We start from the raw sequence: 15640 nt of genomic DNA on the forward strand, positions 1-15640 counted from the left end.
TATCAAATAGCATTTACAGCTTCAGTGCGCACAACGTTGATTATGTTAAATTAAGATTCTGTAGATACATTCAAAGGTCTTCCGTGGCCAGCCGCTTAAAACGGCCGGCCATCTGGCCGTTATTTCAGGTGTTCTTTCAGTTCGTAAGCAGCCTGGTCCAGCGCAGCACGGACTGCAGGGACGTCGCTTAGCGCGTTCAGAAGACCATAATCATGAATCAAACCATTGTAGCGAGTAACTGTCACATCAACACCGGCGGCGTCAAGTTTGCGACCGTACGCCTCCCCTTCATCGCGAAGTACGTCCAGTTCTGCCGTCTGGATCAGCGTCGGAGGCAGCCCTTTTAACTGCTCAGATGTTGCGCGCAACGGCGATGCCAGGATGTTGTTACGATCGCTTTCTTTCGTGGTATAGGCATCCCAGAACCACTTCATCATGTTGCGCGACAAGAAGTATCCGTTCTCATACTGGTTATAAGAACCGGTATTGAAATTGGCATCAGTCACAGGCCAGAGCATCACCTCATAGCGAATGGCGGGCGTTTTATACTGCTTTGCCTGCAGCGCCACAGCCGCAACCATGTTGCCGCCGACGCTGTTACCCACCAGAGCCAGGCGCTTTCCGTCGACGCCGATTTCGCTGCCGTGTTCAGCTACCCAGCGAGTTGCCGCATAAGCCTGATTAATGGCAACCGGGAAATGAGCCTCCGGTGAAGGCGTGTAGTTAACAAAAACCGCTGCGGCACCGGATTTAGTGACCAGATCGCGAACCAGACGTTCATGTGTTGCGAAATCGCCCAGGATCCACCCACCACCGTGGAAGAACATAAACACCGGCAGAGTGCCTTGCGCATTATGGGGTTTCACGATGTTTAGTTTGATTACATTCCCATCCACATTGATGGTTTTTTCCGTGACGTCTGCCACTGGCAGTTTTACGCCTTTCTGAGCGTTGATCAGCACCTGTCGTGCATCCTGTGGAGACAGCTGCTCGATAGGCTTACCGTTGCCACTATTAAGCGCTTTCAGGAACTCCTGCACGTGTCGCTCTGGCTGAGATGCGTCGGCAAAACTGTTGGCAGAAACGGTGGCGATAGCAGCAGTCAGTAACACTGATTTAATATTCATAATACGACCCTGTTAATATTGAATAGGATTCTAATGCTCACGATCGGAATGTGAAAAATCCCCAGACATTCCCGCATCGTGATGGCTGTACACCCTCAAGACAGTCACTTGCCCCGCCTCACCAGCTCGTTTCTTTAATGTTGGCTGGCTGAGTAGAACCCCGGATAAAATGACCGCCTTGAATTTCCAGCGGGATAACAAACACTGCCTTACAGCCCCAGGTCTGACAGGCCTGGATGATCGTCCGGACGACGGCCCAGCGGCCAGAAATATTTCCGCTCGCTTTCTTTGATCGGCATGTCGTTGATACAGGCAAAGCGGCGTTCCATCAGGCCATCAGCGCCAAACTCCCAGTTTTCGTTTCCATAAGAACGGAACCAGTTGCCGGAGTCATCGTGCCATTCATAGGCATAGCGGACGGCGATGCGGTTACCGCCAAACGCCCACAGTTCTTTAATCAGGCGATATTCGTGCTCTTTTTTCCATTTACGGTCGAGGAAGCCCTGCGCTTCTTCGCGGTTGTTTGCGAACTCGGCACGGTTACGCCATTTGGTATCCAGCGAGTAAGCCTGCGCTACCTTTTCAGCATCGCGACTGTTCCAGCCATCCTCAGCCAGCCGCACTTTCTCAATGGCCGTTTCCAGAGTGAAAGGAGGAAGCGGTGGGCGTACTTGTGAATTAGTCATGGTAAAACTCCTGTAAATTTCGGTTTAGGTTAAAAATTATTCTCGTCATACAGGGATGAGTTGAGGCCCTGTTCCGGCATAACTTTCGCGACAAATTCCTCTATTTTGATCACTTCACCAGAATGCTCACGCCGCTGGCATAAATGCTGTTCTGATCAGTAAGTCGTTCACCAGATTCTGTCACTCTCCCCCGCTATCACGGGGTGCCTTGTCTGTGGCTTAAAGGTAGAACGATCGTTCTACCTCGTCAATGATTTTTTCTGAAAATAATTCCAGGATCAGAAATGGATCGCCTCAAAAATCATTTAAATAATTGTTTTAATTAGATTAATATTTATTTAAATTCGCGAATTTCTGATAAAAAAGATAAATGTAGGCGCGAAACGGAAATTCACCGTGAACGCAAACAGCGGGCAAGCCACACTGACGACATAGCTATTTGCCATCCTGCAGGGAGCAGAACAGCCAACTGAAGATTGAAAAAATTGCCGCGGCAAAGTGTCACGGTGAAGGGGTTTTAAATGAGATATTCAGTTACTGATGGTTTAAGAACTTGCCAGCGAACGTCGGGTGAGCCATAGAGCCAGAAAAGAGAAATTTCGGAAAACCAGCCGCACAGTAAAGAGTTCACCCAACGAAAAATGTCGGGTGAACTTTTGTAAATTAACCTGCCTCAAAAAACACTCATGGCCATCAGTTATCAGATGAGGTTCGTTCCAGCATGAGTTTCGCCATCTCCCGTGCGTTGTCAGCGGCACTGCTGTCACCCATTACGTAGGCCATTGTGATGGCACCTTCCAACAGAATGAGTAGCTGCCTGGCGAGAATCTCCGGATGCTCATGGTTCAACTGTCCGGAAAGTTCGAGGGCGTAATCCAGTAGCTTTTGCTTGTGCATCTTTGCTATCTGGCGAACGGGATCATCAGGATCTCCAACCTCTCCGGCCGTGTTAATAAACGCGCAACCCCGGAAGCCGTCAGACTCAAACCAGCTATTCAGAACGCTGAACATATTCAAAATACGTTCCTGGGGTGTCTTACCTTTGTCAGACTCTGTTCTGAACCATTCCATCCACCGTTCATCACGCTCACACAACGCGGCTGAGGCCACGTCTTCTTTGTTGGCGAAATGCCGATAGATGCTCTTTCTTGCAACACCAGAAGTCTTGACCAGTAGGTCCATGCCCATGGCGTGGATCCCATTCTGATAGATCAACTGCTCGGCGGTTGTCAGGATTTTTTCGCGTGTGTCATTTGTTTTCTTGTTCATGCGATAAAAGTAGAATTGTCGTTCTACTCAGTCAACTGTTTTTTGAAATAACCTTCATAAATAAAACCGTGACGTGAAGGCAAAAATTGCCCGCCCTCACGATCACTACGCGCCGGAGAAACACAAAAAGAAATTCCTGCTCGCCTTACCGTTTTCTGAAACTCCGCCGTCAATTGCTTACGCTCTGTGGAATGTCACTAAACTCGCGGTAACTTCCTCTACGTGTCGGGCTTTGTCCTGATTTTTCGGGAAGACAGTTACCACGTTATGCACGCTCAGTAACGCCATCAGCTCTGAGGCGCGGCTCTCGGGATGGATAACGTCCTGAGCGTTACTAATAATCTGAACCGGGATCGCCTGACGCCGGATAACCTCCGGGCGAAGTCCGGTCTGGCTGCATATCATCTGATTTAACAGAGAGACAGTCTGCGCCGGATCTAAAGCGAAAAGATTCAAAATAGAGTTCGCATTGTCCTGAGATCCCTGTTGCAACGCGTTGAAGACTTCGCTCTCCACAAATCTGGCCTTCCCCTCTATGGCGCCGTAGAGGTTAAGATAGCCCGCGGCGACGGAGAAAATCTGCAAATTTTCCGGCGAGCTTCTCAGCCCCCACGCGGGACGCACTAAGGATAACGAAAGCACACGATCAGGGGCCTGCGACGCTATACAGGCACAAACAGCCGCTCCCATGGATATTCCAGCCAACGGGGCTTTATCAATTTCGAGGTGATCGAGTAAGGCGAGGAGATCTTGCGCATAAGTCAAAATGCCGAGATCCTCAGGCGGGCCCATCTCTGATCCCCCGTGAGCACGGCACTCCAGCGTGATCAGACGCCAGTTTTGGTTGGTAAACGTCCCCCGGGTCTGATCGGCATTACCGGTCAAGCCGTGCTGGAAAACCAGCACCGGCCCCTCTGCCTGGTTGTCGTAGTAACGTAAGCTGACGCCTTGATGGTTAAACGTCCTGATCATGCCACACTCCCTTCGAGCAGCTTCAAATGCTTATCAAGCATCAATGAAACCTCCGCTGCATCTTCGGGTTCCAGCCCGTGTGTCACCACACAACCCGTGAAACCTGAGTGACGCAGTTGCTGAAGGTAGAAGTGATAATCCAACACGCCTCGCCCTGCGGTGGTAAAAGTTCCATCTGGGTTTCTGTCCTTCGCATGAGCGATAGCAATCTCATCGGCCAGCAAATCAAACGCCTCTGCTACCAAACTGTGTTGCTCGTGGAGTGTCGCAATCTCAAAAAGATTGGCGGGGTCCAGAATCACCTTGAGAAAACGGCTCTGCATCTCATCAATAAGCTGTCGTGCTTTCATCGATGAATTAACAACGTTTGCCAGCTCGGGTTCAATACCCAAAACAACATCATGTTTTTCGGCGACTTTTAGTGCATTTTCCATTGTTTTTTGCAGGAGTTTCCAGCTTTCTGGCTGCAGATTGTCTGGATGGAAACGCCACTGATCGTCCGGATCCCGCGAGCCGGTACACAAAGTGACAACCGGGCAATTGAGTCTCCCGGCTGCCTCACACACCGTTTCCAGCGATATCAACCCCTGCTTAATCACGCGAGAATCAGGGTGAGTCATGTTAAAAGTGGCGGAGATGGCCTCCAGGCACACCCGGTGTCTCTGGCTGGCCTGTTTAACCTCTTCCAGCACGCTATCAGGAATGAAATGTGGTAATGCGTTCAGCCCAGCACTGGAAAAATTGAATTGAGTACCCTGATAGCCCAATGCGTGGATCAACTGGAAATTCTCATCCACAGATTGCGTGGGAAAGGTTTTAGAGAAAATACCTTTATTCATCAGATCGCCCCTTTTGCTGCCGCCACCTGAACAGATTTACCGGTGCGCACGGAAGCCTGTATCGCCGCCATTGCTTTGACGATGAGTAATCCCTCTTCAACGCCCGTTCCTGCCACTGCGCTTTCACTCAATACGGCATTAGCAAATGACTCCAGTTGGCGGCGATAGAATTGGCCATCCGCCGCCAGGGCGCGGCTCCATGATGCGGTTTTCTCATGGAAAATATCCACTTCACTTGATTTGTACAGCCAGGGATTAAACGTTTTGCCCAGGATGCTGCCGTTTTCCCCATAGATCTGAAATCCTTCATGCCAGTCCATTCTGACACCCACACTGAGGTCGAGATGGCCAAGCGTCCCATTCGCAAATGCAACGTCCATATACCAGCAATGCACGCCACCGCGATGGAGAAAACGCGCTTCAATTTCTGTGATCTCCCCGGCAAGGAACATGGCGGTGTCGATAAGATGGCTGCCATGCGCCAGCAGATAATATTGTTGCAGGTCGGCTTTAGGGTCGATGGCCGGTTTACGGCGAGATAAGCTTTTAACGATCTGCGGTTGTACGGCATCCGTCACCGTATAGCGATGGCTGTTGTCACAATACCAGCCTTTATAGGCCACCAGCTCTCCCATCTCCTGCTGAATGAATTCCCGCGCCGACTGAATGCCGCCATCAAAACGCTTCATATGGCCAATCTGAAAGATGCGACGCGTTGAACGTGAAATTTGCAGCAGTTCCTCACACTCTTCTACCGTCACACCCAGCGGTTTCTCGCAGAGCACATGTTTACCGGCCCGTAACGCCATGATGGCTAACTGAACGTGAAACGCATCCGCTGTGGCAATGATGACGGCGTCAACGTGCTCATCGTCCAGCATCTGCTGATAGTCCGCATACGCTTTTTGCGGCGCCCACATCGCCGACATACGCTCGCGGAGATCGTCGGCGCTGTCACAAATTGCATAAAGCTCTGCATTACAGGCCTTCGTGCACGCTTCAAAGTGCCCTGCCTGCGAGATTGGCCCGCAGCCTAAAACACCCACTCGTAATTTTTTCTGTACTTCAGGCATGGTAAAACTCCTTAGAAATAGGCTGATTCAGCGTGTAATGGCTTTTTGACTGATAGCGGAAGGTTGGGCTGTGGCCCCGTGTTGTTTGCGGCTGCGAATATATTTCAGCGAAATAGCGACAACAGCGGTAAGCATTGCGCCCAACAGCATGATTGAGAAGGCAAAAATGGGTTTATTCATGGCACCCAAAAGCGCCACTACAGGGCCACCGTGCGCCACGTTATTGGTGATCCCAATCTGGAAGGCCAACACGGATGCCAACATACTGCCCACCACATTCGCCGGGATCACCGTGAGCGGATCGCGAGCGGCAAAAGGAATTGCCCCTTCTGAAATACCCATCATCCCCATAGCGATAGCGGCTTTCCCGGCCTCATGCTCTTCTGGCGTAAACAACCCGCTTTTTCGCGCAACCAGGCTGGCAATCCCCATCCCCAGCGGAGCAACAGGTATGGCGCAGGCGATGGCACCCAAATATTCAGGATGGCCGGAAGTCATCATGCCGAGACAGAACAGGAATGCGACCTTGTTAAAGGGGCCCCCCATATCAAAGCCCGCCATCCCGCCAATCACGATCCCCAACAGCACCAGGCTTCCGCCGCTCAATGAAACCAGCATCTTGTTGAGTGACTGCATCAAATCAGCAATAGGAGCGCCAATCACGAAGATAAATAAACCGGAAATCAGGATAGTGCCGAGCAAAGGCGCGATAAGAATCGGTACTAATGGCTGAATCACCTTGTGCCATTCTCGTCGCGCCAGCCAACGCACCGCGTAGCCCACAATAAACCCGGCAAGAATGGCACCAATAAACCCGGTCCCCGCCGCCGCGCCATAAAAACTGCCGGTGTTCGCAATCCATCCGCCAATAAAACCGGGCGCAAGACCGGGTCGCTCAGCGATGGCATAAGCGATGTAAGCGGACAGCACCGGAATCATGAGCTGAAACGCAACCGCCCCGACGCTAAGTACGGTGTTCCAGATACTCCCTTCCGGAATCACCAGCCCGTGGGGGCCGGGCACACCACCAATCGTCAGGGAAAGCGCAATCATCAGCCCGCCCGTGACGACAAAGGGGATCATGTGAGATACGCCATTCATCATGGATCGATAAATATTTTTTCCCGCACCGGCCGAGTCCATCAGCGAATTTGTACTCTTACCCGGCTTACTCTCTGGTTGCCAGATCGGGGCGGCCAGAGCCTGATTAATCACCTCCCGTGCGCCGCGAATAGGTGCTTTGACGCTGGTGTAAATCACTTTTTTGCCGGCAAAACGATCGGTATCAATCGGTTTATCACTGCTGACAATGATCGCTTCTGCCTGTGCGATCTGCTGACCTGTCGGTGAGTTACGCACCCCGATAGAGCCATTTGTCTCCACCAGGATGTCATAACCCAGTTCTCTGGCCCCTTTCTCCAGCGCTTCAGCAGCCAGATAGGTATGCGCGATGCCAGTGGGACAACCGGTCACCCCAATCAGGAATCCCCGGCTTTGCTGCGGAGCAACAGCCTCTTCTTCCTGCCCCTGGAAAAGCGCCAACACCTCTTCAGGCGAAGTGGCTGAAGAGAGCTGCTTAATAAAACGCTCTTCAACAAAGCGTGAAGCAAGCTGAGCGAGTATCTGAATGTGCGTATCATCTGCGTTGTCTGGCGAGGCAATCATGAAAAAGTAGTGGCTCAGTTCACCGTCTTCTGCGCCGTAATCGATACCGCTGCGGCTTACACCAATCGCCACTGCGGGCGCAGTCACGGCACGGCTTTTCGCATGAGGAATGGCAATCCCCTCCTCAAAGCCTGTACAGCCTTGTTCTTCACGGGAGAGCACGTCTTTTAAAAACTGGTTTTCATCTGCAACCTTGCCCGCATTGCGCAGGATAAGTGCCATCTCGCGCAGGAGATCGGCCTTGTTTTGCGCTTTCAGGTTCAGGTGAATCAGTTCTTTACTCAGCAATGTATTTATCATTCTGTTGCCTCGTTTTTTGTAGGGTTTAACGCATCGAAAGGCGATTAACGCAGCGCGCGAGACCAGAGCATCGTTTCGCGGTAGTCAGAGGCGTTGAATGCCAGCGATCCCATCACTACGGTGTCAGCTCCGCTTTCGCGCAGTGCGGGCACGGTGTGGCTACGAATCGCTCCGTCGGCAGCCAGCAGGATTTTATGTTCCGCACCGCAACGGCCAATCAGCTGGCGCGCTTCATGCAAACGGCCACAGGCTTGCTCGCTGAGGTCCTGACCTTTCACCCCCATCAAGGTGCCAAGCAGGGTGAGAATGCCTACGCGAGGCAACCACGTTTCAGCCGCTGAAACCGGCGTCGGAAGCTGAAGGACCAGACCCGGTACACATCCGTACTCTTCAATGCGTGTTAAGGCCTGATCAAGCTGCTGGTTTTCTGCATGGACTGAAATGATGTCGGCACCGGCTTCTGCGAACTGGTCTATTTGCTCCAGCAGAATGCGATCGTCAACCATCAGATGCACATGTAGCGGCTTGCGAGTGAGTTGACGGATCTGCGCGACAACATCGGGGAAAAACAGAAACGCAGGGGAAAAGTGACCATCGGAAACGTCGATGTGATAGATGTCGGCATACTCATCAACACGGGTAATCTCATCGGCTAAGCGGGTCAAATCCGCTGACCACAACGAGAGTTCTGCCATCAGTCGTTCAGCAGGAAGGGTTTTCATATCGAAGCGAACTTTTGCATGCGTCATACAGATTCCTGTTATTGAAGGAGATTGTGTTTTCAGGATTTATACTGGCTCGCCTACGGGCCGATAAAAAGCCGCCTCACAACGGGAAAATAGCTTCCGCCATTGCATAAAATAGGAAGCAAAGTTGAAAAAGATCACATTTTGGTTACATTCAGAGGCACTAAAAGCGGAAAAAATGAAAAGCGGAAACTTATGCCTAGTGTTGATCATCACTTCCAGCGCATTTATCTGCTGTTTGCTGGCAATGAAGCGCAATCGTTAAGAATCGATGACATTGCGACCGCTATCAGCAGCAGTAAGCGCAATGCCCGAAATGTTCTGAGCAAGATGAGTGAAAGAGGCTGGCTGGAGTGGGTTCCGGCGCGCGGGCGCGGAAAAAAGTCGACATTACGCTTTCTGGTCACGCCGCAGAAAATCGAGCAAAACCGGCTCGAAGAATATATCGATGATGATCGCGATGTGTTTCCAGCGAAGCGGCTTGAGTCCAGTCAAAAGCGGCTCAAAGAACTGGTACGGGAGAATTTTGGCACCTTTGTGACCAGCCAGGGAGTCAGTATTCGTATTCCCTACTACCGTGCCGTAGATACACTTACGCCGCTGTCGCCCCGAAGACGCACCGAAAGACATCTTATTCGGCAATGCTTTTGTGGTCTGTCACGCTACGATGCCTTCCAGGCTCAGGCGGTTCCCGACCTGGCCCACTACTGGCTCAGCCATAATGGCGACAGGGAATGGCACTTCTTTTTACGCAAAGGGCTGCATTTCTCTGATGGCAGCGCGATCACTGCTGCACACATCAAACGCTGTCTTGATAATGCGCGCATGTCGCTGGTATTCCGCGAGATGTTCACTGATATTCGTGAAATAACCACCGAGGGCGATCTTAAGGTTATATTCCAGCTCAGACATCCACTGAATCATCTACCCGAATTACTGGCAACCATCCCCGCCAAAATTTTCAAAACGCAAAACGGCAAGCTCATTAGCACCGGACCATTTTCGATTGCCGAGCATTCGGACAAGCTACTTTGCATCCGTAAAAACCGACATTACCACCTTGCTGCGCCAATGATAGATGAAGTCAATGTGTATCGGTTTGATACCCAGGATATCAACATGAGCTTCATTCCTCTGCTGCGCACCACCCAGCCGGAAGCGATCAACAAACCCAGAGAACGAAAACTCGAACAGGGCGCCAGTTTCCTACTGATCGACGCTGACGGCCAATGTGCCGAAACGGCGTGGCGTAAATTCCTCAACGACCTCCTCCAGCCCGTGGATATTTTGCGGCGCAGTGCGCTAAAGCAAGATTATGCCCGTGCACTCTCATTTTCTTCGGGTATGTTACCGGGGTGGAATCACCGCGAAATTGACTACAACATGACCAACCCCGCTTTTGGTCTCAACCGCCCTGTTGTTCTGGCGACCTTCAGGCAACCCGAACTCAGCCAACTTGCGGCGGGAATTGCCACACTATTGCATGAGAAAGGTATCGAATGTCGGGTCGAAGAGTTTTCATATCTGGCGTACATGACATCCTCTGCCCCTAATGTTGATCTGTGGCTCACCAACTTTATGGTTGATTTTGAGGACGTCGGTGCATACAAAAACTGGCTGGTTGTTGATCCCACACTGCAAAGGCTGCCCTATGCGTTACGTCACAATCTGGACGTGTGTATCGCCGCATCAGCACAACAACCTTTCAACACCTTCCATCAGGCGCTGGAAACTTGTTTCGGGAGTATTACCCGTGGAAAGTGGATCATTCCCCTGTTCCACCACTGGCTGGATTACGAATCTGATTCAGCTTTTACCTGGCGGGATTCCAACACTCTGGGGTGGCCAGACTTTAGCCAGGTATGGATTGAATAATGCCTGTTCTCTTCAGCACATCCCGTAGCCTATAGTTAGTGGTATTCACATTACTCGGGAGGCAGTTATGGCAGGCGGCTGGTCTGAAGATGGTGCAGTACAGAAACAGATCGATGCAACGGTCGATGATGCAATCGCACGCGCGCGCAGCAATCTCGGTCACGGCGAGAGTGCAGAATTCTGCGAGGACTGTGGCGAACCGATTCCCGAAGCGAGACGTCGCGCTTTGCCGGGCGTGCAATATTGCGTCAACTGTCAGGAGAAAATCGATAAGCGCGAAGCCAGCCACAGCGGATACAACCGGCGCGGCAGCAAGGACAGCCAGTTGCGTTAATCCGCGCTCAATCGCTCATGGATAAAATCAATCAGCGCTCTTGTTTTGGCAGGCAAGAAGCGCCGACCTGAATAAATAGCGAATAATTGCAGTGGGGCGACCGCCTGTTCAAACGCAATCTCAATTAAACGTCCCTCGCTAATGAAAGGCTGGCAGGCTTGCTGCGACAAAATAGCAAAACCAACACCCGCAATCGCAGCCCTTCCCGCCATCTCCCCGCTGTTAACACGATAATGTCCATTCACCTTGACGGTGTCGAATCCCCCTCTAACATTGACGAACTGCCACGGTGCCCCTTTCAGTGCACTTACGGTGGTAATACAGGGTAACGCTTCCAGTTGACGGATATGCGTGGGAGTGCCATAGCGCTGAATAACGGAGGGTGAGGCCACAACCGTGCAAGGAATCGTCACCAGATGGCGAGCGATATAATCACTGTCATCCATCTGACCTCGGGTAACTATAATCGCTAGATCCAGGTCATCTCGTAGCGATTCAAAGCCGGACAAATTTGTAACGCAGCTGATCTCCAGATCTGGATACTGACAGGCGAAGTCAGCGATGACAGAACCCAGTAATGCCGGTCCTATTTCATTGGGGATGCAGATACGTAAGGGGCCCTTGAGTTGCATTTGCCGCAAGGTGAGCTCTGTTTCGGTTTGCTCCAGTGCCTCCAGTAGTGGTTTCGCCCGACGATAGAGCAACTGCCCCGCAGCGGTGAGTTTCATATGCCTCGTGCTGCGCTCGATAAGCTGGAGGTGCAGCTTTTCTTCTAACTGAGCAATACAACGACTGACGTTGGATGTTGGCATTTCAAGAGCTTTCGAAGCCCCAACAAAACTCTCTTTTTCAACGACAGCAACAAACACTTTAAGGCTATTAAAATCCAGAGCCGGGCGCATCGGCTATCCCATTTTTGATAAGAGTAAGTGCCATTTTTACCATGTAGTTAACATGTTTGATAGTAATTAAACTCGCATCTCTTTCATCCCTGGATTACTTGTTATGCCGCTTATTACACCGACTTTTAATCATCGCTCGCTAATGCGAATAGCCATTGTCATCGCGTTTATCCAGTTCACTAATGCGCTGGAATATATGGTGTTCAACCCTGTGTTTGCCTTTATGGCGGCCGATTTCGCCGTCCCGATCTCTTTTTCCGGCTACGTGTCCGGCATATACACGTTCGGCGCGGTCCTTTCGGGAATTATCGCCTTTTACTGGATTGGACGTTGCAATAAGAAACGTTTTTTAATCGCTAATATGGCACTGTTGGGCCTGCTGACACTTTTGACGACATTCACGACCAGTTTTCATCTTCTGCTTGCGCTGCGATTCTGTGCAGGAGTCGTTGGCGGGACCACAATGGGCGTGGGAATCAGCATTATCATCAATAACGCCCCGGCCGATATGCGCGGAAAAGTGATGGCTACGGTGATTGCATCATTTGCACTGGTCAGTATTGTTGGAATTCCTGCTATTTTATTTCTGTGTACCCACTCTGGATGGCATCTCGCGTTGTGGTCGATAAGTGCACTTTGCTGGTTAGCATTGCCATTGATTGTCTCTACCGTACCCCAAGATCCTGTCTCTACGGACAGGAGCTACATGCAGCGTCTCAATGCGGATACCTTACTGTTTGCCTCCAGTAATGCGCTGGTACAGTTTAGCCCGATGCTGGTCATGCCGGTGTTGGTTCCCTTAATGCTACAGCAGTTGGGGGCTGCGCCAGACCAGCTACCCTGGTTGTTCTTTGGCGGCGGTGTTACAGGTTATCTGGCAACAAAAGTAACCGGTATGTTGACCTCGCGTTTTTCCGCTTTCATTCTGGCAACAGGTTCAACCAGCATCTTTATATTGAGTTTGCTGATTCCCCTCCTGGGCTATCAGCAGGCGGCGTTATTCATCACCCTGTTTCTTGGCGCAGCTTATAGCCGCCTGGTGGCCTCTTCCACGCTAACGATGCAATTTCCGGATAGCGGACAGCGGGCAGGATTCTCTTCATTGCAGACATCAATAATGTATTTAATGACCACCGTTGCATTTTTACTTTCCTCGCTGCTATTCCCTGAACACAGCATGACACCGCGAGACACAAATACCTTGCTAACGATAAGCGCAATGAGCGCATCAAGCTTCCCGCTTGTCGTGATTATTCTGCAAAAGAAACTGGCAAAACGGTTTCAACCTTCAGCCATGCAAAGTTAGCCGTTGGTTTTTAATCCACTGAGCGCCAAAGGGCGTCCCTGCCCTTAGCCTTCTTAATCTTTGCTTACCCACACATCGTAGGCATTTTCTGGGATCTGACGGAAGGTGCGGAAACCGATACCATGGACATGTGACGCGGCGGCGATTTCATCATCCGGAGCGTACAGCGGGATAGCGAGCGCCTGTTGAAGAATGGCGTAATTTTGCAGTTCGCTATAGATGGCTTTGCGTTTGGTTTCGTCCAGCGTGTGTGCGGCTTCGTTCAGCCAGGCAGAGACTTGCGGTGCATCGGTGCGACTGTAATTGATCGCGCCACCGGCATCGATCGGCAGGTAGTGATTTTCCAGATCGAGGCCGTCCGTATCGTCGTGAGAATTCGGAATGGAGCCGTAATTGCCATTTTTAATGTATTGAAAATAGGTGCCGGGATCGACATAGCGGATTTTCAACTCAATGCCTAAACGCTGGCGGGCCTGCGCCTGCACCGCTTCCAGCAACACATCTCGCTGATCGCGCACCGTAACCTGTGATTGCACCACCAGAATGCTCAGCCGCTCGCCATTCTTCACGCGGATGCCATCGCTGCCCTTGAGGTTCCAGCCCGCTTCATCCAGCAATTTATTGCCAAGCTGAGGATTATTACCGTATTTGCCCTCAATGCTCTTGTCATACAGCGGATCAATCGGTGAGGTGATCCCCCAGCTATGTACGCGATGACCACGGTAAATCGACTTGATAATGCTGTCGATATCCAGCCCCTGGAGCAATGCTTGTCGCACATTTAACTCTTTGGTTGGCCCGTCTTTGATATTCAGGAACAGGGTGTAAGGCGTCCCCGTGTTGGGTGCGCTCTGGTAGCTAAAATCGGGATTATCGATAAATTCACCCGCATCATTCCCTGAGATGCCCTCAATGGCATCAACCTGACCGGATAACAGCGCGCCGGTTCGCACCGAAGACTCCGGTAAAATACGATAGGTAATGCTGTTGAGATACGCCGGTCCCTGGTGATGAGCATTACCGGAAGACCAGTGATAATTTGGATTACGCACAAAAACGATTTGCTGATTCTTATCCCAGCGTTTCAGGATAAATGGCCCAGTGCCATAAATATCCGGTCCGCCTTGTTTCAGATCTGGCTGTTTCCATGACGAAGGCGAGAGTAATTTTAGCCAGCTAATATATGAAAGGAACGGACTATAGACTTCTTTTAACGTCACGCTCACCGTATATTCGTCAGGGGTAGTGATACTTGCAATGCGTGAACCAATCACGCACATGGTTGAGCCTGCGCAATACGTCAGGTTTTGTAGATTATGGAAATTCTCAGCAACCGCAGCCGCATTAAACTTTTCGCCATTAGAGAACGTCACATCCTGACGTAAGTGGAACGTGTATGTCTTATTATCTTTGCTGATTTCATAGCCGGTAGCGAGCCAGGGAATATAGCTACCATCTGCTTTGCGCGCCAGCAGGGACTCAAACGCCGCACGCTGCACCAGCTCCACTTTCGTCTGACCATTAAACTGTGGATTAAGCGTGGTGGGATTGGTTTCAATCCCCCAGACGAAATCACCGCCCTGCTGCGGTTTTTCAGCAGCATTATCGGCAGCGTAGAGGGGTTGAAAGCCAGATATAACCAACAGTGCAATAGCACTTAGTGAATATTTCATAATACTCTCATCGACAGGTTGCGAAATAATCCCGGAGGGTCATTATCCAGATTAAAAATGTCTAATATGAATGGAAAAATGACGAACGATTATTGATGAGAGCGTTGACAGAGTAAAATCACAATACCTGCATAGAATGGATAATAAACAGCATTGTGCTTAAATATGACGAGCTATTTAGCCATTGATCGCCTGCGGCTTGCCCTCTTCCCACTCTTCAGGACGCAAGGTATTAAACGTGTGTAATAACGCTTTAAGCTGCTGCATCTGTTGCGGCCCAAATTGCTGCTCAATCTGCTGGTAACCCGCGTCTATTTCGCTACACGCTTGCTGGTACAACTCGACGCCGCCTGGCGTCAGTGAGGCAAACAGTTTGCGTTGATCGTTCAGCGGTTTGAGACGAAACACCAGGCCATCACGTTCCAGCCGGGTCAGAATGCCGGTCAGGCTGGGGCGCAAAATACAGGCCTGCTGCGCCAGGTCGTGAAAATCCAGTGACCGGTGTTCCGCCAGAATACGAATGATGCGCCATTGCTGCTCCGTCAGGTTGTAGCGATTCAAAATCGGACGGAAGTAGCCCATCGCCGTTTCACGCGCCTGGAGCAAGGCAATGGTCAGGGAATCATACATATTCAGCACCGTTCAGGATTGGTTTAAGGATGAGTTACGCAGTATAGGGTGATGCAACTCACATGCCTATCTGCAAATAATGACACAGCTTCACAAAAGCATAATGTTAACAACTTAATAAAGTGATCGCCATCACAAATAAATTAACAAAAAAATAACACACCCAGACTTACCAAAATCATAACCACATGATTATTAGTAATATAATCCTGTTTTTTGTCTGAAAAATTCAATTTAACCCCC

At 50.7% G+C, this 15640-nt stretch carries 14 protein-coding genes; 3 read left to right on the forward strand and 11 right to left on the reverse strand.

Translation table 11 applies throughout. From position 1 onward, the window contains the following. Positions 1 to 119 precede the first annotated feature (119 nt). The 8 genes from B880_RS0119115 to B880_RS0119150 all read right to left on the reverse strand — a co-directional run bounded on the left by B880_RS0119115 (position 120) and on the right by B880_RS0119150 (position 8680). Complete coding sequence (locus tag B880_RS0119115; RefSeq protein WP_017349064.1) at positions 120 to 1127, reverse strand: alpha/beta hydrolase; 1008 nt, start codon at positions 1125 to 1127, stop codon at positions 120 to 122. Between the two features lie 209 nt (positions 1128 to 1336). Next, positions 1337 to 1813 carry a nuclear transport factor 2 family protein gene (locus tag B880_RS0119120; protein WP_017349065.1) on the reverse strand — a complete coding sequence of 159 codons (477 nt, stop codon included), beginning with the start codon at positions 1811 to 1813 and terminating at the stop codon, positions 1337 to 1339. Positions 1814 to 2506: 693 nt separating this feature from the next. After that, positions 2507 to 3082, reverse strand: a complete 576-nt coding sequence (locus B880_RS0119125; RefSeq protein WP_017349066.1) for a TetR/AcrR family transcriptional regulator — start codon at positions 3080 to 3082, stop codon at positions 2507 to 2509. A 177-nt stretch (positions 3083 to 3259) separates the two neighbouring features. Then, complete coding sequence (locus B880_RS25680) at positions 3260 to 4054, reverse strand: alpha/beta hydrolase (RefSeq protein WP_017349067.1); 795 nt, start codon at positions 4052 to 4054, stop codon at positions 3260 to 3262. Beyond that, on the reverse strand, positions 4051 to 4893 hold the full coding sequence (locus B880_RS0119135) for a sugar phosphate isomerase/epimerase family protein (RefSeq protein WP_017349068.1): 843 nt from the start codon (positions 4891 to 4893) through the stop codon (positions 4051 to 4053). The genes B880_RS25680 and B880_RS0119135 overlap by 4 nt, the downstream gene beginning before the upstream one ends. Continuing rightward, positions 4893 to 5966 carry a Gfo/Idh/MocA family protein gene (locus B880_RS0119140; protein ID WP_017349069.1) on the reverse strand — a complete coding sequence of 358 codons (1074 nt, stop codon included), beginning with the start codon at positions 5964 to 5966 and terminating at the stop codon, positions 4893 to 4895. The genes B880_RS0119135 and B880_RS0119140 overlap by 1 nt, the downstream gene beginning before the upstream one ends. Positions 5967 to 5993: 27 nt before the next feature. Then, positions 5994 to 7931, reverse strand: coding sequence for a PTS fructose transporter subunit IIABC (locus tag B880_RS0119145; RefSeq protein WP_017349070.1), 1938 nt, complete (start codon positions 7929 to 7931; stop codon positions 5994 to 5996). 44 nt (positions 7932 to 7975) lie between these two features. Continuing rightward, positions 7976 to 8680 carry a ribulose-phosphate 3-epimerase gene (locus B880_RS0119150; protein WP_017349071.1) on the reverse strand — a complete coding sequence of 235 codons (705 nt, stop codon included), beginning with the start codon at positions 8678 to 8680 and terminating at the stop codon, positions 7976 to 7978. Positions 8681 to 8872: 192 nt separating this feature from the next. On the opposite strand from B880_RS0119150, the gene B880_RS0119155 reads away from it, so the two are divergent. Together B880_RS0119155 and B880_RS0119160 are read left to right on the forward strand one after the other, a co-directional pair. Then, positions 8873 to 10552: an SgrR family transcriptional regulator gene (locus tag B880_RS0119155; RefSeq protein WP_017349072.1), complete on the forward strand. Its 1680-nt coding sequence runs from the start codon at positions 8873 to 8875 to the stop codon at positions 10550 to 10552. Between the two features lie 67 nt (positions 10553 to 10619). Continuing rightward, positions 10620 to 10886: a DksA/TraR family C4-type zinc finger protein gene (locus tag B880_RS0119160; protein WP_017349073.1), complete on the forward strand. Its 267-nt coding sequence runs from the start codon at positions 10620 to 10622 to the stop codon at positions 10884 to 10886. Here the strand turns inward: B880_RS0119160 and B880_RS0119165 are convergent. Further along, on the reverse strand, positions 10883 to 11788 hold the full coding sequence (locus B880_RS0119165; RefSeq protein WP_017349074.1) for a LysR family transcriptional regulator: 906 nt from the start codon (positions 11786 to 11788) through the stop codon (positions 10883 to 10885). The two genes, B880_RS0119160 and B880_RS0119165, sit on opposite strands and share 4 nt — an antisense overlap. A gap of 103 nt (positions 11789 to 11891) precedes the next feature. Here B880_RS0119165 and B880_RS0119170 point away from each other — a divergent pair, with 103 nt between their 5' ends. Further along, a complete protein-coding gene (locus B880_RS0119170) occupies positions 11892 to 13094 on the forward strand; it encodes an MFS transporter (RefSeq protein WP_017349075.1) in 1203 nt (400 codons plus the stop codon). Positions 13095 to 13147: 53 nt separating this feature from the next. Here the strand turns inward: B880_RS0119170 and B880_RS0119175 are convergent, their stop codons facing one another. Together B880_RS0119175 and hpaR are read right to left on the reverse strand one after the other, a co-directional pair. Next, positions 13148 to 14767: an ABC transporter substrate-binding protein gene (locus tag B880_RS0119175; protein ID WP_017349076.1), complete on the reverse strand. Its 1620-nt coding sequence runs from the start codon at positions 14765 to 14767 to the stop codon at positions 13148 to 13150. A gap of 177 nt (positions 14768 to 14944) precedes the next feature. Next, positions 14945 to 15397, reverse strand: coding sequence for a homoprotocatechuate degradation operon regulator HpaR (gene hpaR, locus B880_RS0119180; protein WP_017349077.1), 453 nt, complete (start codon positions 15395 to 15397; stop codon positions 14945 to 14947). Between the last annotated feature and the right edge of the window lie 243 nt (positions 15398 to 15640).

Source organism: Pantoea sp. A4 (assembly GCF_000295955.2).
Taxonomy (GTDB): Bacteria; Pseudomonadota; Gammaproteobacteria; order Enterobacterales; family Enterobacteriaceae; genus Pantoea; species Pantoea multigeneris.